The organism is Burkholderia sp. Bp9015 (genome assembly GCF_003853505.1).
Classification (GTDB): Bacteria; Pseudomonadota; Gammaproteobacteria; order Burkholderiales; family Burkholderiaceae; genus Burkholderia.
The window spans coordinates 1-20,887 of record NZ_QTPZ01000033.1 but is presented as its reverse complement, the minus strand read 5'-3'; the positions used below and the strand labels follow the sequence as shown (position 1 = coordinate 20,887).

Sequence of the window (20,887 nt, the reverse complement as noted above, 5' to 3'; positions counted from 1 at the left end):
GACGTCATGGCACTCGTCGGCGTACTGGGCGGAATGGGGCCGCTGGCCACGGTCGACTTCATGCATCGCGTGATGCGCCTGACGCGTGCGCGCTGCGACCAGGAGCACTTGCCGATGGTCGTCGCGAACCTGACGCAGACGCCCGATCGTTCGCGCGCGATCATCGACGGCGGGCCCGATCCGCTGCCGGCGCTGCTCGATGGCGTCGCGCTGCTGAACCGCTGCGGTGTCGACGTGATTGCGATCCCGTGCAATTCGGCGCATCACTGGTATGCGCCGCTGCGCGAACGCAGCGCGGCGCCGATCCTGCATATCGTCGATGCGTCGGTGGCCGCGTTGCCGGCCGGCGTGCGGCGCGTCGCCGTGCTCGCCACGGGCGGCACGCTGGTGTCGGGCTTCTACCAGGCGGCGCTGCGTGCGCGCGGCTTCGAACCCGTAATGCCGGACGTGGCCGCGCAGCGCGACATCGCCGCGTGCATCGCGGCGGTCAAGGCGGGGAAGATCGATGCGTCGGTGCGGTGCCTGTCGCGCGCGCTCGCGACGCTGGCGCGACGGGACGTGGGCGTCGCGGTGATGGGCTGCACGGAAATCCCGATCGCCGCGCGGGCGGTGCGCGATGCGCCGTTTGCATTGGTCGACAGCACGAACGAGCTGGCGCGCGCGACGGTCGCCTATGCGGCCGAGCGCGGATGGGGGCGGGCGGTGTGACACGCGGCGACGGCGGGACGCGCGGCTGTCCGCCACGCATGACGGACGCCGCTCGCGCTAGATCGGATACGGCGCGCGGACGCCCGGTTCGGTGACCGGAAAATCCTTCGTGTTGCGCGACACGAGCAACAGGCCGTTCACTTGCGCCGATGCCCAGACGATCGCATCGGGCAGACGAATGCGACGTTCCTTGCGAATCGTTACGGCGCGGTTCGCCACCATGCTGTCGAGCGGGATGATGTCGAACGACGAAAGCCATGCGCGAATCGCCGCATCGTCGCTGGCCGTCGCGCCGACCATGACTTCCATCCAGGTCACGATGCTGATCGCCCGGTAGTCGTAGCGGGCCAGCTCCGCGCGCGCGGACTCCGCGCCGCCGAGATAGTCGATCAGGATGTTGGTATCGAAGAGGGCTCTTACCATTCCGCGCGCAATGCCTCCTGCCAGGCGAGCCCGTCGAGCGCACGCGCTTTCCAGAGACCGAACACGGCGTGGGCATGGGGCGGCCGTTGCTGCACCTGCACGAGGCAGGCCTCGGCCGGAAGCGCGCGGCCCGCATACCCGGCCGCGCTTTGAGTGTCGATGTGTGCTTTTACCATTCCGAACGCAATGCCTCCTGATAGGTGAGCCCGTCGACCGCGCGATCCTTCCACAGGCCGAATACGTGATCGGCATGCGCGCGCTTGTGTTGCGCGATATACGCGTCGATCGCGTCGCGAATGATCGCGGCGCGAGGGCGTTGCTCAGTCTCGACGATGGCGGCCAGTTCGTCGAGCTGGCCATTCGACAGATCGATCAGGATACGGCTCATCGCAACCTCCGATATATGATATGCATATCATATATACGCATGCGGACGTCCGCAAGTCACCGGCTTGCCCGGCAAGCGCGCCGTTGCGCCGGCAGGCGGCGCAACGGCGGCTCAGGCGGCGATCTTCCTCAGCCAGTCGGCGAGCCGTCTCGCCCCGTCCGGCATGTCCGCATCCTCGCGCGTGCACAGGTAGTAGTCGCGCCCGTCGTCGAGCGCGTGGTCGAACAGCTTCACGAGTTCGCCGCTGGCCAGTTCGCGCTCGACCAGCGGCGCGCGCAGCAGCGCCGCGCCGAGATCCGCGCGCGCCGCGCTCAGCGTCAGTTGCCCGTCCTCGAACATCGGCCCCACCGCATGCGACACGTGCCGCACGCCGGCGCCCTGCAGCCAGTTGACCCAGGTGCTGCGATCCTCGTCGTGCACGAGCGGCGCCTGCGCGAGATCGGCCGGCGTGCGGAACGGCCCGTGGCGCTTCAGGAACGACGGGCTGCACATCGGCACCATCGCGCCCGGCAGCAGCCGCTCGCAACGGTAGCCGGGCCAGTCGCCGGTGCCGAAGCGGATCGACAGGTCGGACGCGTCGCTTCGATAGTTGCGGTGATGCGCGTACAGCACGGTCACGTCGACGTCGGTGTTCTCGGCGAGGAACGCATGCAGCCGCGGGATGAACCAGCCGATGCCGAGCAGCGGAATCAGGCTGATCGTGATCTGCCGCAGCGACGACCGGTCGCGCACGAAGCGCGTCGCGCTGCGCAGCACCGAGAACGCGGCGCTGATCGAGCGGTAGTAGTCGCGCCCCTCGTCGGTGAGCGCGAGCAGCCGGCCTTCGCGCACGGTCAGCGGCGTCTGGATGAACGCCTCGAGCAGCTGCAACTGGTGGCTGACCGCGGACGGCGTGATGTCGAGCTCGTGCGCGGCCGCGGTGACCGACCCGAGACGCGCGAATGCCTCGAACGCGCGGACGGCGCGTAACGGCGGATCGTGCGGCAATTGTTCGATATTTTTCATGTGTCGAATTTTATCGAAAAATCAGGGTAAGCGACAATGTAAAAATATCCTTTATTTACAGGCTATTGCGATATTGTGTCGGGAATGGCATAAGCATCCAACAATTGAATATTTGGGGTGAGAGTGCTGAATATTTAATATTTTTCATGTTTTGATTCGAATCCCCGAGCCCCGCACATGAAAATCGCCTTTCTTCCCGCCAGCTTCGCATTCTCCGCGGCCGCGCTGATCGCCGCCGTTCCCGCCTTCGCGCAGTCCGCGCCGCAGACGATCCTGATCGGTCTCGCCGCGCCGCTCACCGGCCCGTCCGCGCGGATCGGCAAGGATCTGCAAAACGGCGCGCAACTCGCGATCGACGACGCGAACGCGAAACATCCGAGCATCGGCGGCAAGCCGGTCGTCTACAAGCTCGTCGCGGCCGACGATCAATCCGACCCGCGCACGGCCGTCGCGGTCGCGCAGCAGCTCGTCGACCAGCACGTGATCGGCGTCGTCGGCCACTGGAACACGGGTTGCAGCGTGCCGGCGTCGCGCGTCTACCGCGATGCGGGCATTGCGCAGATCGCGCCGGCGTCCACCGGCCACCAATACACGCAGCAGGGCTACGCGACGGCGTTCCGCATCATGGGTCACGACGATGCGGGCGGCAATTTCACCGGCGCCTACGCGGTGAAGACGCTGAAGGCGAAGCGCATCGCGGTGATCGACGATCGCACGTCGTTCGGTGCAGGCCTCGCCGACCAGTTCATCAAGGGCGTGCAGGCGAACGGCGGCACGATCGTCGATCGCCAGTACGTGAACGACAAGACGACCGACTTCAGCGGCGTGCTGACCGCGGTCAAGGGCAAGCGCGCGGATCTCGTGTTCTTCGGCGGGCTCGACGCGCAGGCCGCGCCGATCGCGCGCCGGATGCGCCAGCTCGGTGTGAACGCGCCGCTGCTCGGCGCCGGCGGCTTCGTGAGCCAGACCTTCCTGTCGCTCGCGGGCAAGGACGGCGACGGCGTGACGGCGCTCGAACCGGGCCTGCCGCTCGACCGGATGCCGGGCGGCAAGGCGTTCGACGCCGAGTACCGCGCCCGCTTCAACGCGCCGATCGAACTGCATGCGCCGTTCGCGTACGACGCGGCGGCCACGCTGATCGCGGCCGCGCAAAAGGCCGGCACGACGCAGCCGGCGAAGCTGGTCGCGGCCGTGCGCGCGATCGACCGGCCCGGCGTGACCGGCCGGGTCGCGTTCGACGGCGAAGGCAACCTGAAGGACCCGGCATTCACGATCTACCAGGTGCGCGGCGGCAAGTGGACCGTCGTCGACGTGCTCGGCGGCGCGCACCCGGCAACGAAATAACGACGGAGACGAACCCCATGACCGACACCACCCACGCATCCGCGGCGGCACCCGAGGACACGCGCCTCGGCATCCTCGCGCGGCGCCGCATCGAAGCGGAAATCATCAAGCCGATCTACGAGATCATGAAGCGCGAATTCGGCACCGAGCGCGCGCAGGCCGTGATCGCGGAGGCCGTGCGCGGCGCGGCCGTCGACGCGGGCCGCACGTTCGCCGCGCAGGAGCCCGACGGCACGAGCGTGCAGTCGTTCATCGCGCTGCAGGTGCTGTGGGAGAAGGACGATGCGCTCGACGTCGAGGTGCGCCGCGCGGACGACACGCACTACGACTACGACGTGCATCGCTGCAGCTACGCGGAGATGTATCACGCGATGGGGCTCGGCGAGATCGGCCACCTGCTGAGCTGCGCGCGCGACAGCTACTTCATCGAGGGTTACGACCCGCGCATCGCGCTGACGCGCACGAGCACGATCATGCAGGGCGGCAAGCGCTGCGATTTCCGCTATGCGCTGCAGGCGGCGCCGCGCGACGACACCCCGGAGGCCGGCAATGCGTGACGACCTCGCGACCGCACCGCGCGTCGACGGCGCGCGCCTGTGGGCATCGCTCGAACGCATGGCGCAGATCGGGGCGACGCCGAAGGGCGGCGTCTGCCGTCTCGCGCTGACCGACCTCGACCGCGAGTCGCGCGACCTGTTCGTGCAGTGGGCGCGCGATGCCGGCTGCACGGTGCGGGTGGACCGGATGGGCAACGTGTTCGCGCGCCGCGCGGGCCGCAATCCCGACGCCGCGCCGGTGATGACCGGCTCGCACGCCGATTCGCAGCCGACGGGCGGCCGTTACGACGGCATCTACGGCGTGCTCGGCGGCCTCGAGGTCGTGCGCGCGCTGAACGACGCGGGCATCGAGACCGAGCGCCCGATCGACGTCGTGATCTGGACCAACGAAGAAGGTTCGCGCTTCGCGCCGGCGATGATCTCGGCCGGCGTGTTCTCGGGCGTCTATTCGCTCGAATACGGGCTGTCGCGCATCGACGGCGCGGGCAGGACGATCGGCGAGGAACTCGCGCGGATCGGCTACGCGGGCGCCGAACCCGTCGGCGGCTATCCGGTGCATGCCGCGTACGAACTGCATATCGAGCAGGGTGCGATTCTCGAACGCGCGGGCAGGACGATCGGCGTCGTGACGGCCGGGCAGGGGCAGCGCTGGTACGAGGTGACGCTCACGGGCGTCGACGCGCACGCGGGCACGACGCCGATGGAATTCCGGCGCGACACGCTGGTGGGTGCCGCGCGAATGATCGAATTCGTCGATGCGCTCGGCCGCCGCCATGCGCCGCACGCGCGCGCGACGGTCGGGATGATCGAGGCGCGGCCGAATTCGCGCAACACGGTGCCGGGCGGCTGTTTCTTCACGGTCGAGTTTCGCCATCCGGACGATGCGGTGCTCGACGAACTCGACGCGGCGCTGCGTGCGGAACTGGCGCGCGTCGCGGCCGACGCCGGGCTCGGCGCGCAGATCGAGCAGATCTTCACGTACCCGCCGGTGCCGTTCGCGCCGCGCTGCATCGACGCGGTGCGCGATGCGGCGCAGGCGCTCGGGCTGTCGCACATGGACATCGTGTCCGGCGCGGGCCACGACGCGTGCTACGTCGCACGCGTCGCGCCGACCGGCATGATCTTCGTGCCGTGCGTCGACGGGCTGAGCCACAACGAAGCCGAGGCGATCACGCCGGAATGGTCGGCGGCGGGCGCCGACGTGCTGCTGCGTGCGGTGCTGCAAAGCGCGCAGGAACCGGGCGCGTGACGCGCACCTGACGGGCGCGGCTTACTTGCCGGCCTTGCGCCGCGCCATGTACGCGAGGTACGCGACGATCTGGTCGAGTTCCCGGTCGCTCAACTGATCGGGCGGGAACGCCGGCATCGCGCGGCCCGGCCAGTCGCGCACCGCCGCCGGGTTGCGGATGTAGCGGCGCAGCGCGGCCGGCTGGAAGTAGTCGACCGGATTCATCGGTGCGTTCAGGTCGGGGCCGGCCTGGCTGCTGCCCGCGCCGTCGAGGCGGTGGCACGCGAGGCATTGCGTGACGAACAGCCGCTGGCCCGCCCGGGCCGCATCGTTCGCCGGCAACGCCGGATCGACGGCGAGCGACGGCCAGCGCGCGAGCGGCGACGATTGGATCGTGATGCGCACGATCTGATATGGCCACTGCTCGCCGCGCACCGACGACGCGTCCGGCCCGAGCCACACGAGATAGAACGGCCCCGCGCTGACCTGCTTGCCCGGCAGCTTCGGCCACGGGTGCGCGGGGTCCTCGATCGCGAGCCACGCGACGGCGCCGGCCGGCGCACGGCGGCGCGCGAGATCCAGCGGCAGTTGCGCGGCGAAACCGTCGGCCGCGCGCGTTTCGAGCACGCCGTCCGCCGGCAGCGGCGTGTCGCCGAGCAGGGCGGCGAACGGTACCGCGCGGAACGTCATCGGCCGGCCGTACGCGATGTCGCGCGGCACGCGGATGTCCGTCGCGTCGGCGCGCGCGAGCAGCGCCTGGCGCGTCAGGACGCGAGGCGTGCCGTCGGTTTCGAGTTCGAGCGCGCCCTGGGCGGACGCGCGCGTCGCGATCAGGCACACCGTCACCAGCAACAGCGAAAACCACCGGCGCTTCAGCATTCGTTCTCCGTGGGGGCGTTCCGGCGGCGGCAGAAAGGCGAGCGCCGCGGCCGAGGGATGGAATCGGGCGACAGTCTATCCGGTACGGGCGGCGCTGGCGACTTCGGCGCGGGAGCGGGGGCGGCACGAGGAAGCGGGCCCGGCTGCCGCTGCAAGTCCGACTACCGGGCGACTACCGGGCGACTACCGGGCGACTACCGGGCGCGGCCGATGCGCGCGTGGGATCGAACTGCCCGATTCGGGCAAAGGCGCGAACGCCTCGATCGAGCGCGTCGGGCCGGATCGACGTGCCGGGTTGCCGTCAATGCGTCGAACACTGCGCGTCGGCCTTCGGCAACGGCGTTTCCCGCGTCGTGTCGAAATCCGCCTCGCGTGTCCCGGACGGCGTCAGCGACACGAAATGCATCGTCCCGCCGCGTGCCGGGAACCCGGCGACGCCGGTCGAGCCCCACGGAATCGGCGAACGCTGCACGCCGCTCACCGACATGCCCGTCGGCGAAAGCGCCAGGGTCAGCAGCCGCCCGTCGCGGGTCGGCACATAGGCATGCGTGCCGTCGACACCGATCCCGGCCTCGCGCACCGACGCCGGCAGGCAGTCGAGCGTGGCCAGACGACGGCCGTCCGGGTCGATCAGCATCGCGACGCCGCGATTGTCCGCCGTCGTCGTGACGACGACGAAGCGGTCGACCGCCGGCACATACGCGGACGAATAGACGTAGTACTGGATCGTGCCGTTCAGCGGCCCGAGCATGTCGAGTTTCGCCGTGACCGGATCGAACATCGCGTATTCGAGCGTCGCGTCCGTGCTGCCCTCGATGTATTTTTGCCAGACCAGCAGCGCGCGCCGCGGCGAACCCGCGACCACGGGCCACCATTCGCGGCGGTGCGGCGCGACCGGCACATGGTTCACCACGCGTCCTTCGGCATCGTAGGTTTTCACGTAGACGCCGTTGCCGGTGCCGAGGTTGTCGACGCCGCCGCCGTCGATCCAGTCGGCGGAATAGAACACGACGAAGCTTTCGCCCACCGCGGCGACGTGGCCCGAGTGGCCGCCTGCTTCGACGTCGTTCGGGTAGGGCTTGACCGGCTTCAGGTCGCGCCGATAGACGCCGTATCGCTGGCTGACCACCTGCGGCGTGTTCCAGCCGTCCTCGAACGTGACGAAGATGTCGCCGCGCGGGTTCTGCGCGATCGACACGGGCTCCTGCGCTTCCGGGCGGCTGATGAACGTATGGACGCGCAGCAGGCGCGGCTTGCCCGGCAGCCATTCGCCGACGTACACATCATGCGGCCAGTCGCCGTTGCGCAGCGCGCCGCGCGGCACGATGCCCGAGCTGCTGAAGAACACCCAGCGCCGGCCGTCGCCTGCGTCGGCCACGCCGATCCCGTGCATGAAGCGCCGCGGGTCGCCGCGCTCCTGCGGCGACTGAGGTGACGCCGGCGCCTCCACGGTGACGGTGTGCACGACCGGCGCGCCGGCAAACGCGTGCGACGGCGCGGCGAACGCGCAGCACGCGCCGCAGAGCACGGTCGCGACGCGCCACGCGGCGGCGCGCCCGAACGCATGCGGGCGCGCGGTGGCGACTTGGGCCGCGACCGGCCGCCGCATCATTCGACGGTGACCGATTTCGCGAGATTGCGCGGCTTGTCGACGTCGGCGCCGCGCGCGCAGCCGACGTGATACGCGAGCAGCTGCAACGGGATCACGTTGACGATCGGCGACAGCGCGTCGCCCGATTCGCGCACGCGGATCAGGTGCGTGTCGCGGTCGGCGTCGATCTCGAGATGATGGCCGGCGAGCACGTACAGCCGGCCACCGCGCGCGCGCACCTCGGCCATGTTGGACTTCAGCTTCTGGAACAGGCGGTCGTCCGGCGCGATCGTGACGACCGGCATCGCGCTCGTGACGAGCGCGAGCGGGCCATGCTTCAGTTCGCCGGCCGGATAGCCCTCCGCATGGATGTACGACACTTCCTTGAGCTTCAGTGCGCCTTCGAGCGCGATCGGATAGTGAATGCCGCGCCCGAGGAACAGCGCGTTCTCGGTGCGCGCGAACTTCGCGGCCCAGCCCATGATCTGCGTTTCCAGCGCGAGTGCGTGACCGATGCGCTCCGGCAGTTCGTGCAACTGCTTCAGGTGCGTCGCGACCTGCGCGGCGTCGAGCCGGCCGCGCTGCTGCGCGAGCGCGAGCGTCAGCAGGAACAGCGCGACGAGCTGGGTCGTGAACGCCTTGGTCGACGCGACGCCGAGCTCGATGCCGGCGCGTGTCAGGAAGCTGAGCGGCGCGCTGCGCGCGATCGAACTCGTCGCCACGTTGCAGATTGCCATCGACATGTCCTGGCCCATCGCGCGCGCGCGCTCGATCGCGCCGATCGTGTCGGCGGTCTCGCCGGACTGCGAAATGCCGACGACGAGCGTGCGCGGATCGGGCACGGTATCGCGATAGCGGTATTCGCTCGCGATCTCGACCTGCGCCGGGATGCCCGCGATGCCCTCGAGCCAGTATTTCGCGGTCAGGCCCGCGTAGTAGCTGGTGCCGCAGCCGAGCAGCAGCACGCTTCGGGTCTTCGACAGCAGCGCACGCGTGCTGTCGCTGCCGCCGAACAGCGCGGGCGAGACCGTGTCGATGCCGTCGATCGTGGCGGCGATCGCCTTCGGCTGTTCGAAGATCTCCTTCTGCATGAAGTGCTGGTACGGGCCGAGGGCGGCGTCGTCGTCGCGCGCCTTGACGAGGCACAGCGGACGCTGTGCTTCGCTCCCGACCGAGTCGACCACGGCGATCCGCTCCGGCGTGATCAGCGCGACGTCACCGTCTTCCAGGTAGACGAAACGGTCGGTCAGGTCGCCGAGTGCCGCGCAATCGGACGCGAGATAGTTCTGGTCCGCGCCGATGCCGATCACGAGCGGCGAGCCCGCGCGCGCGGCGACGAGCCGCTGCGGCTCGCGCGCGCTCAGCACGGCGATCGCGTACGCGCCGTGCAGCCGCTTGACCGCGCGAATCACCGCGTCGAACAGGTCGTCGCGATACATGCTGTGGATCAGGTGCGCGATCACTTCGGTGTCGGTCTCGCCGCGAAACGTATAGCCGCGCTCCCGCAGTTCGGCGCGCAGCGCATCGTGGTTTTCGATGATGCCGTTGTGCACGACCGCGATCGTGTCGCCCGACATGATCGGGTGCGCGTTCATTTCCGACGGTGCGCCGTGCGTCGCCCAGCGCGTGTGCGCGATGCACGTCTGCGCTTCGAGACCGAGCGTCAGCACGCGGTCCTGCAAGTCTGCCACGCGCCGCAACGTGCGTTCGCTGCGCAGGCAGCCGTCACGCAGCACGGCGATGCCGCACGAATCGTAGCCGCGATATTCGAGCCGGCTCAGTGCATTGACCAGTTGCGGGACCTGATTTTTCAGGCCGCTTGCTCCGACGATTCCGCACATGATTCACCTCGTCTACAGGAAGTTTTTCGGCCGGCGCGCGACGCGCGCCAGGACGATTTCAGGAGCGCCGTCGCGTCATGCGGCGTGCGCCGTGCGTCGTGCGCAGTGCGTTGCGGCACGGCGCCGGTGACCTACTCGCGGGGCTGCGGTCCCGCATGCGCGATCCATTCGATGCCCGAGATCGAGCCGTTCGCGTCGTGCGACGCGACGAGAATGCGCGTCGTGCGCCGCGCGCCGCGCCGGCGGGCGCCCGCGAGCGCGGTCGGCGGCACCGAGCGCATCTTCACGCTGGCCGAGCGCCGCAGCATCTTCGACACGCGCAACCGGTACGCGAGCGGATGCACGACGCGTCCCGCGATCAGCCACGTGACGATCGTGCCGGCGATCAGCGCGATGCTCGTCACGTAGAACACGATCTGCTCGATCGGCATCTCGGCCTCGTTGAACGGCAGCAGGTAGCGGTACGTGTAGATGCAGATCGATGCCCATACTCCTCCGACCAGCGCGGGCCGCACGAGGCGGAACCATGCGACGAGCACGGGCCCGATGACGACGCCGCGCTCGGCGATCATTTCGCGCGGCGCGCGCAGGGAAAGGTCAATAATCGGCGCGTTCTTCATGTTGAATGCCTCGGTCGGGACTGACCCAGACGGCGCGCTTGCCGCGGCCCCGCAGTACGACGGCGGGCAGGGCGACGACGGTGGTGATCATGCTGATCAGCCAGAACGCGACGGGGTACCAGACGGTGTCAAGGAAATACATCAGGAGTTTTTCGTCGTAACGACGATCGATCATGCTGCCGATGATCAGCTGCAGGATGCAGGTCGCGACCAGCAGCATCCCGTGCCAGTGCGGCACCACGGACACATGCCAGTCGGGCGGAAGCGGGTAGACGACGTCGACGAGCGCGAGCAGCAGGATGAACGACATCGAGTAGGCCCACGTGATGCCGATCAGGTACTCGACGAACAGCGGCCACATCATCATCTGGGTCGGCCGCGCGAGCGTGCCCGCGTACTTGATCAGCACCTGGATGCCGCCTTTCGCCCAGCGCAATCGCTGCCGGTAGAGACCCTTCAGCGTCTCGGGCATCAGGATCCAGCTGAGCGCGTGCGGCTCGTACACGACGCGCCAGTCGCGGCACTGCAGCTTCCAGCTGATGTCGATGTCCTCGGTCAGCATGTCCGAGCTCCAGTAGCCGACGTCGGCGAGCGCGGTCTTGCGGAACATCGTGATCACGCCCGACACCGTGAAGATGCGGCCGTACACTTGCTGCGTGCGCTTGATCAGGCCGACGATCGACGAGAATTCGCCGACCTGCATGCGTCCCAGCAGCGACGTGCGCGTGCGGATGCGCGGGTTGCCGGTGACCGCGCCGACGCCCGGGTCGGTCAGGAAGTGCTCGAGCATCCAGCCGATCGCGTCATGCGCGAGCAGCGCATCGCCGTCGATGCAGAGCAGATATTCCGCGTTCGATACCGCCGCCGCGGTGGTGAGCCCGACCGCCTTGCCTTCGTTGCGCGCGTGATGGATGACGAGCAGCCGCGGGATCTCGACGGCCAGTTCGTTGAGGATGTCGCCCGTGCGGTCCCGGCTGCCGTCGTTGACCGCGATGATGTCGTAGTTCGGGTAGTCCATCGCGTTGAGGTGGCGGATCACGCTGCGTGCGTTGGCGGCCTCGTTGAAGCACGGCACGACGATCGAGATCTTCGGGATGCCGCTCGCGGCGATCGTGCGCGTCGACAGCTCGCGGCCTTCCTCGAGCAGGAAATAATGGACGACGCCGCCGATCATCCACAGATACGACATGAAGAACGGATAGTAGAAGACGAAGTCCTGCAGGCGCTGGATGATGCCGTGGGTGGTCATGGCGTCTTGGTCCCCTGTGCATGCTGCATCTGCATCAGCGCGTTGATGGAGGTCGGATCGAGGCGCGACTTCAGCGACATCACGTCGCGCATCGCGTCGAGTTCCGGCTGGCCGTTCAGGAAGTTGTCCGGGTAGTAGCCGAAATTCACGGCGCCCTCGCTGCGCAGTCGTCGCATCTGCGCAAGCAGCGTGCCGGCCGGCACCTGCTTCTGCGCGCGCCAGTCGTACGACTGCAGTTCGAACACGGTGCGCTGCAGCCCGCGCTGCTTGGCGCGGACGGCCCGCACGAGCTGGTCCAGCCAGCCCTCGGGATCCTTCGCCTGCTCCATGTACGGCATCGCCATCAGCGCGACGTAGTCGTAGGTGGCGAGGAAATCGTCGTAGTTCTGCGCGTACCACGCTTCCGATTCGGGCTTGAGCACCGGCAGCGCGTAGATGTTGCGCGCGGTCAGCACGTCGCCCACGTTCTGGTGGGCCAGCACGATCTGTTCGAGCTGGCGGGTCAGGTCGATCAGGTAGCGCGACTTCTGGCGCGTCCAGCGTTTCAACAGGTCGGGATTTTCGCGGATCTTGCCGACGTCGGCCGGCAGCCCCCACTGCGAATAGGTGCGCAGCGCATGCCGGCCCGCATCCTCGTAGTCGTCGAGCACGGCGTCGTCGCTGAACAGGATGCCGCTGAACGACGCGTGCTTGCTGAGATCCTCGTAGATCTGCTGGATCATCAGCCGCGCCTCCGGATCGAACGGGCTCAGCCGGAACACGCGCGTGCCGTTTTCGCGGGCCGGCGCGCCGCCGAATGCGCTGACGGCCTCGAGCCCGCGCTGCTTGTCCGGCGGCGGCCGGAACGCGAGCACCGGCATCCACGCGTACACCTGCACGTTGGAGCGCGTGTTGAGCTGCCACGCGGCGCGCGAGAACAGGTCGGCGCGCATCGGCAGGTGCCGGTTCGGGAAATACACCGCTTCGGCCACGCCCGTGCCTTTCGGATCGGCATACGCCTGCAGGTACACCGATTTCGGCTGCATCCGGTAGATGCGTTCGATCAGCTTGCCGAGATTCGCTTCCTGCCGCGCGGGATCCGGATCGTAGACCTGGTCGAGATCGACCTGCACGGTGCGCTCGGGCACGTCGACGTCGCCGCGGTTGGAGGCCGGCTCGCGCATCGAGCGTTCGAACCCGCCGATGTCGACGTCGTACATCATCAGGATCCGTCTCAGCCGGTCCAGCGGCACGTCCGGCGTATTCGGGCCGGCATCGAGGCTGAACTGGATGTCCATGCCGAGCGACGTCGATATCTGGCGCACGGGCTGGTTTTCCGCGCCGTATGGCCACACCATCGAGCGAGCAACGATGCCCGTGTGTTCGCGGATCTGGCGCACGCACGTCTGCAGGTCGTCGTGCACGCGTGCGTGGAATTCGGCGTCGGTTTCATAGCGTTTCTGGTCTTGCAGGTAGAGGTGCGACGTGGTCGCCGGCAACTCGTTGCCTTGCGGATTCGCGATCGCGCCGTGATGGAGGTTGTGGGTATGGCAACCGAGCTCGACGAGGTCCGACTGGCCGAGCTTCTTCACCTCGTCCCACGACAGGAAGTAGTCGCGCGGCACCTGGACCTTGTCGCTGATGCGGATCGGCACGTTCGGCGGTGCATCGATCCACGCGGTGACGATGCCCATCACGGCCGGATACTTGAAGCGCTCGAGCAGCGGCAGCACTTTCGTGTAGTGGCTGCGAAAGCCGTCGTCGAACGTGAGCAGCACGGAACGCGGCGGCAGCGGCTTGCCGCCGTGCCGGGACGCCTCGATCTGCTTGACCGTGATGGTGTGGTAGTTGTTGGTCTGCAGCCACGAGAAGATCGCGGTCAGCGTGCCGGTATCGACCGCGAACGGATCGACCAGCGCCGACGGGGGCTTGAACGACTCCATCAGGTTGTCGCGCACGTCATGCAGGCAGATGACGCGAAACGTCTTGCCGTCGGCCGGATCGGATGGCGGCAGCAGGTCGATCATCTTGGCGTTCGTCACGCCCGGGAACAGCGAACAGGCGGTGAACGTGCCGAGGCATCCGCACATGAAGGTCCGTCTGGTTTGCATTGCGCGATCTCCTTGCTAGAACGGCAGATTGAGCGACAGGAAGCCGGTTTCGGAGCGCTCGCGCTGGCCGTCGTACGCGTGGCTGCTGACCTCGACGCCATAGCTCAGCGTGATGTCGTGCTTGAACGTCCACGCGTGCTCGAGACGCGCGCTCCACAGCGGGCTGCTGCCGAAGCCGCGCTCGTTGTACACGCCGCCCGACGCCGAGACGCGCTGCTGCAGCGACATGTCGCCCTTCTTCCACAGCGTCAGCTGGTGCATGACGGTCGCCGCGGCCGCATAGTCGCGGCGCGGACTGAAGTAGGGCGCGTCGTTGCGCGTGTTGCTGTCGGTGCCGAGATCCAGCGAGACGTTGACGAGCTGCCTGGCGGACGTGTACACACGCTGCGTGGCGGTTGCCGTGATTTCCTGGTGCAGGTTCGAATCGCTGTAGCGGCTCACGCCGTAGCTCAGCTTCACCTCGCGGCGGTCGTTCTGGCGATACACGACCGAGGCGTTCGCGGAGCGGCCCCAGATATGCGCGGCATACGCCTTCCACGGCAACGAGTTGTCGTTGCTGTCGAGGCCGGCGCTGACCGTCCAGTAGTCGTTCAGCGCGTACGCGATCGACCCGCGGCCGCCGGTTCGGCCGTCCGAGCCGAACGAGCGCGTGACTTCGCCCAGCACGGTGAGCGGCCCGTGCCGGTAGTCGCCGCCGACGCCCGTGCGCGTGCGGCTGACGCTGCCGGAATCGGTTTGCGCATGGCCGAAGAACGTATGCGAGAAGACGCGCCAGTTGTCTCCGAATGGTTGCGAATACACGTAGCTGTCCGACGTGAAGCTGTTGTCGGCCAGCGCGCTGTTGCCGTGCTCGAAGCTCAGGTCGGTCGTGAACACGGGGCTGCGGTATGCCTTGTAGTCGCGCTTGAAGATGCGCACGGCGCCGCTGTCCGGGAACGTGTTGTCGAGGGTCTGCTCGACGTTCTTCGCGGTTGCGTAGTCGTCTGCCGTCAGCGCCGCGCGGCCGAGGCCGGCGAGCATCTCGACGCTGTCCGGGTGGTCGGTCAGCGAGGCGCGATACATCGCGATCGCCTGGCGGGGATGCGACTGGCCGGATACCGCGTCGGCGTGCGCGGCACGGATCTCCGCGTTGAACGGGACCTCCTTCTCGAGCTGTTCCAGCGCGGCGATCCCCTCGTCGGTGTGACCCGTGAAGATCAGGTATTGCGCGCGCAGCCGGTAATAGCGCAGATAGTCGCTTTCTTCCGGACCGACGTTGCGCACTTCGTTGACGGGCGGCAGGGACTTGCCCATGTCGTCGAGCACCTGCTTCGCGTCCGCCGCGCGTGCCTGGTCGACATACGACCAGAACAGCCCTTCGCGAAGTTCGATCGGACGCGTGCGTGCGCCGTACTGGAAGCCGCGGGTCGCACGGTCCGTAGGCGACGCGGTCGCCTGGTTCAGCGCACGCTGGTACACGCCGTTCGCCTTGCCCGGTTCGCTCAGGTACAGGTAGGCGTCGCCGACCGCCGCCAGCGCGTCGATCGAGATCTCCGCATTGGACGGGATCGTCTCGAACGTCTCGACGGCCGGCTTCATGTCGCCGCGCGCCGCGAGGGCGACCGTGCGGTCGCCCGCGAGCGCCGTCCTGACCGGCGCATAGTCGGGCGTGGCCGGCATCCGCTTGTCGAGGTCGTCGGCCGCGCGCAGCGCGTTGTCGATCCCGTCGAAGCGGTCCGGACTCGTCATCGAGCGCGACTTGTCGCGTCCGCCGCGCACCTGCTGGCGTATCGACAGTTCTTCCAGCTGCGCGATGTCGACGGCCGAGAACGCATCGGGCCGTGCCTTCGCTTCCTCGAGCGCCTGGATCGCGCCGCCGCTCGCCGCGAGGCCGAACACGTCGTTGCGCACGGTCGCGACATCGGCGGTACGGAGATTCGGTATCTGGGCATTCGGTGTCTGGACGTCGGGGCCTTGCGATCGCTGGATCGATTCGCCAGGTAGCTGGGCGCCGGGCGTCTGCGAATTCGGTGCCTGCGAGGACGGCGGCTGAGCGCCGGGCGTCTGGGTCACCGGCGCAGGCGAGGTCGGCATGGGGGTGCCGGATGCCTGCGCGGTTTGCGTCGGTGTCGTCGCTGTCGTCGCAGCATTCGGCGATGCGGCGGCAGCGGCCGGTGCGGGCTGGGTCGGCGCGTCCGATGCATGCGCAGCCGGAGCCGATGTATTCGGTGGCGCGGTGTCCGGCGCCTGGGTAAGCGGCATTGGAGCATCCGACGATTGCGCGGCTGGAGCCGATGTATTCGGCGGCGCGGTGTCGGGTGCCTGGGCAAGCGGGATTGAAGCATCCGACGATTGCGCGGCTGGAGCCGATGTGTTCGGCGGCGCGGTGTCGGGTGCCTGGGCAAGCGGGATTGAAGTATCCGACGATTGCGCGGCCGGAGCCGATGTGTTCGGCTGCACGGTGTCGGGTGCCTGGGCAAGCTGGATTGAAGCGTCCGACGATTGCGCGGCTGGCGCTGACATATTCGGCGACGCGATGTCGGGCGCCTGGGCAAGCTGCTGCGTCTGCGCATCCGATGATCGCGCGTCCGGCGCCGGTTCACTCGGCTGCGCCGCGTCCGGCTCCACCACGACCGTGGTCGGCATCGCCTGCGGCTGCGGGTTCGACGCCTGCGCGATCTGCATCGATGCGTCCGATGCCTGCGCGATCGGCGTCGGCGCATGCGGGGGCAGGGCGTCCGGGCCCTGGGCGAGCCGCATCGACGCCTCCGTCGGCTGCATGCCGGGCGGCAGCGCATCCGGCGCGCCGTGGGTGCCTGCGACTTCCCTCGCGCTGCCCGGTTCCGCGTCGCCTTCGGCGGCAAGACAGGAGCCGGACGCGATGAGCAGCAACAGCAAGGGCGCGTGCAGGAGGATCCGCCGGTTGGGCGGAGCGACGGTGGTGCATTGTTGTTGACGATTGTTAGCCACGATGTCTCCTCACTCTGAAACGATCACATCGGTTGCACGCCCGACGACGCGCGTCGCCGGTCGTCGTGCTGCCGGGCAGTGAGGCCCGGCAGCGTCCGGCCGCTTCACAGGCGGTTGCGGATCGCTTGTCCAAGCAGCGCGCGCGATTCGCTGTTCTTCGGGTCGATGGCGAGGGCCCGGCTCGCGTTGTGCTCGACGCAGGTCCATTCGTCGATCCGTGCGCACCAGCGCGCCCTGGCGAGGGCGCGGGCGCCTTCCATCTCGTCGCGCGTGACGCTGGTGGTCTGCATGTGCGTCGTGTCGGCGATATCCGATTGCGGTTGCCGTGTCGGCGTGGGCTCGGGGTGTTGTCTCGTGCGTGCCAGCGCCTGCGAACGCGACGTCCGGTGCGTGTCAGCGGGGCGTGCCGCGCGAGCGCTCGCCGATGCGGCGTGTGCACCGGCCGCGAGCGTCGTGGTCGGCACATGCGCGGGGCGCGGGTGTTTCGCGGCGGGGCGGGCGGTCGGTGGTGGCGGCACGGCCGGGGCGGTCGCGGCCGATCCTGCAGGCATCGCCGACGCAAACGGCGTACCCGGTGCGGAAGGCGTCACCGGCTCGGCCTGCCCGGCCGTCGACGCCGCGCGGGAGGCGTCGGCCGTCGCGGCCACGATGGCCTGGCGATACTTCCCGACGGTGGTGCCGATCAAGCCGGCGATGTCGTGCGTCACGGTTGCATGGCTGCCCCCCACGTCTCGCTCGACGTAGGCGAAGGCGCCGAAGATCGCGGCAAATGCAACGATGCTGAGCGCCGCATTCTTTCCCGGTCCCCAGGAGGGCTTCGGCTGACGGACGGGCGCGCCGTCCGGTCGCTCTGCACGAGTCATTCGATTCTCCTGTCGATGGATTGCAGTGCATGACGCGGGTGCGCGCCCTCGGCGCGCGGATTCGACTGACGTTCACCACCGCAACTGCGTGGTGAGTGCGCCGGTTTCGACCACCGCGAACTGGGTCGCTCCCTGATAGGTCCCTTCGACCCGGTAACTTGCATCGGGCACGCTGAACAGACAGCGCGAACCCGTCGCGTTGAATTCGACGAGGACGCGTCCATGCCGTCGCAGCCGAACCTGCACGTTCGACAGCGGTTGCCCGGTGGCGCCCGATACGAACGACACACCGAGGTTGTACGGCCGGCCATCGGGGGGAAGCGGCGCCGTACCGTCGATTCGCGCGTCGCCGCAGACGTACGAAATCACGTATCGCCCGGAGCCGGTATCGGACGAGGGTGTCGGGGCCTGGTTCGGAGTTTGGGCCGCGGCATGAATGCAGAGCGCGGATACGACAATGCCGAGGAGCCGGCGACCATGCTGTTCAAACGAGGAAGACATTGCAACCTCCATCCGGAATCGCTGGCAATGCACTTATTCCGATTTGAAAATTAGCGACGCTATTTCGTTTTGCGACAACGCTATTGATACACGATGGGTTTCGAACAAACAATCATGTGTGGCCCGAATGGGACAAGCTTTAAAGGTCTTATTTAAATAGGATTGGTAATAATTCGACGAAATGGATCAGCTCTGAACAAAGGCGATATTGCCGAATATGAAATTTGCTCATCGGTAGCGATGACCATTTTGCAAATTTCCGACGTAAGTGGTACCGACGTTTGTACCGAAAAATAACGACTGATAAAAGGAAGACTTTCCTCTTTCATCGAAGCATTACGGTGAATTTCGGAGTGCAGGTCAGGGAATCGAAAGAGGGGATGTGGCCTTATGGATGAAAAATGCTATTGCATGAAAAGAGAAACTTTTAATTTGTTCTGTAACAGGTTATTTCTGTCGTATGAATCGGAAATTTATTCGGGGTCGATGTTTTCGATGTAAATTAAATGCGATTCGGCTCGCAAACGTTTGCCTGTTTTTACGGGTTTAATCGAGGTACGGAACGCATATCGAAGACGGAGCAGGAGCGGAAAATGCTCCGCGATTGCGCACGTCGAATAACCGCGCGCCGGGCGGATTGCATCCGCGCGGCGCGCTGGCGAGTCGGGCGACGAGGGACGGTGAAGGGCGCTACCGGCTGCCGCCGGCGCTGCGGCGCGCGATGCGCATGGCCGGCGCGATCGATTCCTCGGCCGCGCGCGCGCTGTCGGCCGCGGTGCGCGGCCGGTTCATGATGTAGGTCCACAGCTGCTCGGCCGCGAGCCCGCGCTTGCGCGCGGACCGGTACAGGCGAATCTCGAGTTCGGTGATCCAGTCCGCCGAGCCCGCGCGGACGAGCGAGCCCTCCGCGAGTTCCTTCGCCACGCAGCTCTCGGGCAGCCAGCCGATCCCGTGCCCGGCCACGACCATCCCCTTCAGCGCCTCGGACATGTGCGTCTCGAAGCACCGGTGCAGCGCGTACGGTTCGGCCGCGTTCAGCAGCAGCATCTCGACCACGTTCCCGAGGAACGCGCCCGACGAATACGCGAGCAGCGGCAGCGGCGCGTCCGGCGTGCCCGGCAGTTCGAATACCGGTTTGCCGCGCGCGTCGGGCGTCGATACCGGCAGGATCCGTTCGACGCCGAGCGTGACGAACGGGAAGTGGTTCGGATCGAGCACGATCGGCAGTTGCGGATGGTGATAGCCGAGCAGCAGGTCGCATTCACCTTCGACGAGCTGCTGCACGCCTTCGGGCACGTTCACCGCGTTGACGCGCGCGGTCACGTGGCCGACTTCGCCGTTCAGCTGCTTGAGCCATTCGGGGAACAGCGTGAACACGAGCGTATGCGCGACCGCGAAGCGCACCACCTGGTCGCTTGCCGCGAACTGGTCATAGCCGTTCACGAGGTTGCGTGCCGCATACATGCTGCGCAGGATGTCCGCGGCCAGCCCGCGGAACATCTGTCCGGCCGGCGTCAGCGCGATCGGGTTGATGCTGCGGTCGACCAGCTTCGCGTCCATCCACGTTTCGAGCGCGGCGATGCGCCGGCTGAACGCCGACTGCGTGAGGTGCCGATGACGCGCGGCCCGGGAAAAGCTCTTGGTATCCGCAAGGCTCAGGAAATCTTCCAGCCACTTTGCTTCCATGTTGATCTTCGCTGTTTATAGTCGGCGCCGGGAGGAGCGGCACCATTTCACTGAACCGGTTTGGTAGCGTACCGCGCCTCGCGCATGGGGGCCGATGTTTTTTTTCGATCGGTGTCAGTCGAAATATGCATGGGCGTTGTCGGCGGGATTACGGCTGCATAAGTTCGAGGTGCCGGACCCGGCTAACCGGTTAGTTCACCGCGTCGAACTGCCCGACCTGCCGCAGACGGTACTTCCCCCAGGGCCGGCCTCGTGCCGGCCCGCCTTTCCGCCATTCCGCCCGGTAACCGAAGGATGCGGCGCCATTCCCGTCCGCGGTGCAGGACGGGCCGCCGCGACGGGCCGCCGCCGCCGCGGCGCGGTTCGCTGCGATGCGGCAAGACCGGCCGAGGAGGTGGCGGGACGCGGTCGAGTGCACGGCGGCGGGAAGCCGTGCCGGTACGGGCTCGGAGCTGCTGCCGGCGGGCAGCGCGGCAACGGGCAGGCGTGCGGGCAGGGGGAGGTATTGGTGCAGTGCAGCTTGCACAGTCGTGACACGCAGGGGAACTATGTTTCACAGACGCGGCGCAGCAGCGGCCGTGCACGGGCACGGCACGCCGCTGGCGCGTCCCGCGCCGTGCGTCGCACCATCATGGTGCGGCATGCTGCGGGGGCGTGCCGGCCGCGCGACAAAAAGGGGGACCTGAGGGGTTATCGCAAGGCACGTTCCTTGCAAGGCAGTTAGTACGCCGGTCCGGCATGCGCAATGCCGGGGAAAACGATCGATGGAGAAAAAGATCGATGAAGCCATTCGATGAAATGCTGCAATCCGGCGATATGGTGAGGGCGCCCTACGCGCGCCTCAAGCAGTGGCTCGACACGCAGAACCCTGCAAGCCTCGCCCAGAAAGCCCACGACGCGGAAGGCGTGTTCCGCAGGACGGGCATCACGTTCGCCGTGTACGGCGACGCGCAGGCCGCCGAGCG

18 protein-coding genes and 1 pseudogene are annotated in these 20,887 nt (G+C 67.6%); 5 read left to right on the top strand and 14 right to left on the bottom strand.

All coding sequences use genetic code 11. The features are described 5' to 3' along the window. Positions 1 to 6 precede the first annotated feature (6 nt). The gene (locus DIE12_RS28640; RefSeq protein WP_044843955.1) at positions 7 to 708 is read left to right on the top strand and encodes an aspartate/glutamate racemase family protein; all 702 of its coding nucleotides are present in this window, start codon (positions 7 to 9) and stop codon (positions 706 to 708) included. A gap of 57 nt (positions 709 to 765) precedes the next feature. Here DIE12_RS28640 and DIE12_RS28635 read toward each other — a convergent pair whose 3' ends face one another. From DIE12_RS28635 to DIE12_RS28620, 4 genes are all read right to left on the bottom strand, one after another. Further along, positions 766 to 1,131, bottom strand: coding sequence for a type II toxin-antitoxin system VapC family toxin (locus DIE12_RS28635; RefSeq protein WP_124522912.1), 366 nt, complete (start codon positions 1,129 to 1,131; stop codon positions 766 to 768). Beyond that, positions 1,125 to 1,307 carry a hypothetical protein gene (locus tag DIE12_RS28630; protein WP_124522910.1) on the bottom strand — a complete coding sequence of 61 codons (183 nt, stop codon included), beginning with the start codon at positions 1,305 to 1,307 and terminating at the stop codon, positions 1,125 to 1,127. The genes DIE12_RS28635 and DIE12_RS28630 overlap by 7 nt, the downstream gene beginning before the upstream one ends. Further along, positions 1,301 to 1,519: a ribbon-helix-helix protein, CopG family gene (locus DIE12_RS28625; protein WP_044843958.1), complete on the bottom strand. Its 219-nt coding sequence runs from the start codon at positions 1,517 to 1,519 to the stop codon at positions 1,301 to 1,303. The genes DIE12_RS28630 and DIE12_RS28625 overlap by 7 nt, the downstream gene beginning before the upstream one ends. 111 nt (positions 1,520 to 1,630) lie before the next feature. Then, positions 1,631 to 2,524, bottom strand: coding sequence for a LysR substrate-binding domain-containing protein (locus DIE12_RS28620; protein WP_044843959.1), 894 nt, complete (start codon positions 2,522 to 2,524; stop codon positions 1,631 to 1,633). 177 nt (positions 2,525 to 2,701) lie between these two features. On the opposite strand from DIE12_RS28620, the gene DIE12_RS28615 reads away from it, so the two are divergent. From DIE12_RS28615 to DIE12_RS28605, 3 genes are read left to right on the top strand one after another with little or no spacing between them, the layout of a single operon-like run. Next, positions 2,702 to 3,868: a branched-chain amino acid ABC transporter substrate-binding protein gene (locus DIE12_RS28615; RefSeq protein WP_124522908.1), complete on the top strand. Its 1,167-nt coding sequence runs from the start codon at positions 2,702 to 2,704 to the stop codon at positions 3,866 to 3,868. A gap of 17 nt (positions 3,869 to 3,885) precedes the next feature. Beyond that, a complete protein-coding gene (locus tag DIE12_RS28610; protein WP_044843961.1) occupies positions 3,886 to 4,425 on the top strand; it encodes an L-2-amino-thiazoline-4-carboxylic acid hydrolase in 540 nt (179 codons plus the stop codon). Next, a complete protein-coding gene (locus DIE12_RS28605; RefSeq protein ID WP_124522906.1) occupies positions 4,418 to 5,674 on the top strand; it encodes a Zn-dependent hydrolase in 1,257 nt (418 codons plus the stop codon). The genes DIE12_RS28610 and DIE12_RS28605 overlap by 8 nt, the downstream gene beginning before the upstream one ends. Before the next feature lie 21 nt (positions 5,675 to 5,695). Here the strand turns inward: DIE12_RS28605 and DIE12_RS28600 are convergent, their stop codons facing one another. From DIE12_RS28600 to DIE12_RS28555, 10 genes are all read right to left on the bottom strand, one after another. Then, positions 5,696 to 6,532, bottom strand: a complete 837-nt coding sequence (locus DIE12_RS28600) for a cytochrome c (protein ID WP_124522904.1) — start codon at positions 6,530 to 6,532, stop codon at positions 5,696 to 5,698. A gap of 301 nt (positions 6,533 to 6,833) precedes the next feature. Then, positions 6,834 to 8,141: a hypothetical protein gene (locus tag DIE12_RS28595; protein ID WP_124522985.1), complete on the bottom strand. Its 1,308-nt coding sequence runs from the start codon at positions 8,139 to 8,141 to the stop codon at positions 6,834 to 6,836. Then, positions 8,141 to 9,964: a glutamine--fructose-6-phosphate transaminase (isomerizing) gene (glmS, locus tag DIE12_RS28590; protein ID WP_124522902.1), complete on the bottom strand. Its 1,824-nt coding sequence runs from the start codon at positions 9,962 to 9,964 to the stop codon at positions 8,141 to 8,143. The genes DIE12_RS28595 and glmS overlap by 1 nt, the downstream gene beginning before the upstream one ends. 131 nt (positions 9,965 to 10,095) lie before the next feature. After that, positions 10,096 to 10,584, bottom strand: a complete 489-nt coding sequence (locus tag DIE12_RS28585) for a Biofilm PGA synthesis auxiliary protein PgaD (RefSeq protein ID WP_124522900.1) — start codon at positions 10,582 to 10,584, stop codon at positions 10,096 to 10,098. Next, entirely contained in the window at positions 10,562 to 11,833 is a 1,272-nt protein-coding gene (gene pgaC / locus DIE12_RS28580; protein WP_044843967.1) for a poly-beta-1,6-N-acetyl-D-glucosamine synthase, read from the bottom strand. The genes DIE12_RS28585 and pgaC overlap by 23 nt, the downstream gene beginning before the upstream one ends. After that, the gene (gene pgaB / locus DIE12_RS28575; RefSeq protein WP_124488826.1) at positions 11,830 to 13,923 is read right to left on the bottom strand and encodes a poly-beta-1,6-N-acetyl-D-glucosamine N-deacetylase PgaB; all 2,094 of its coding nucleotides are present in this window, start codon (positions 13,921 to 13,923) and stop codon (positions 11,830 to 11,832) included. The genes pgaC and pgaB overlap by 4 nt, the downstream gene beginning before the upstream one ends. 15 nt (positions 13,924 to 13,938) lie before the next feature. Continuing rightward, on the bottom strand, positions 13,939 to 16,872 hold the full coding sequence (gene pgaA, locus DIE12_RS28570) for a poly-beta-1,6 N-acetyl-D-glucosamine export porin PgaA (RefSeq protein WP_124522898.1): 2,934 nt from the start codon (positions 16,870 to 16,872) through the stop codon (positions 13,939 to 13,941). A gap of 104 nt (positions 16,873 to 16,976) precedes the next feature. Further along, positions 16,977 to 17,735 (bottom strand): hypothetical protein, encoded by a 759-nt coding sequence (locus tag DIE12_RS28565; protein WP_124488824.1) that lies wholly within the window; start codon positions 17,733 to 17,735, stop codon positions 16,977 to 16,979. A 72-nt stretch (positions 17,736 to 17,807) separates the two neighbouring features. Continuing rightward, entirely contained in the window at positions 17,808 to 18,236 is a 429-nt protein-coding gene (locus DIE12_RS28560) for a hypothetical protein (RefSeq protein ID WP_044843971.1), read from the bottom strand. Positions 18,237 to 18,926: 690 nt separating this feature from the next. Beyond that, positions 18,927 to 19,922, bottom strand: a complete 996-nt coding sequence (locus DIE12_RS28555) for a LysR substrate-binding domain-containing protein (RefSeq protein ID WP_124522896.1) — start codon at positions 19,920 to 19,922, stop codon at positions 18,927 to 18,929. A 738-nt stretch (positions 19,923 to 20,660) separates the two neighbouring features. On the opposite strand from DIE12_RS28555, the pseudogene DIE12_RS28550 reads away from it, so the two are divergent. Next, a pseudogene (locus tag DIE12_RS28550) lies at positions 20,661 to 20,887 on the top strand (circularly permuted type 2 ATP-grasp protein); the annotation flags it as partial.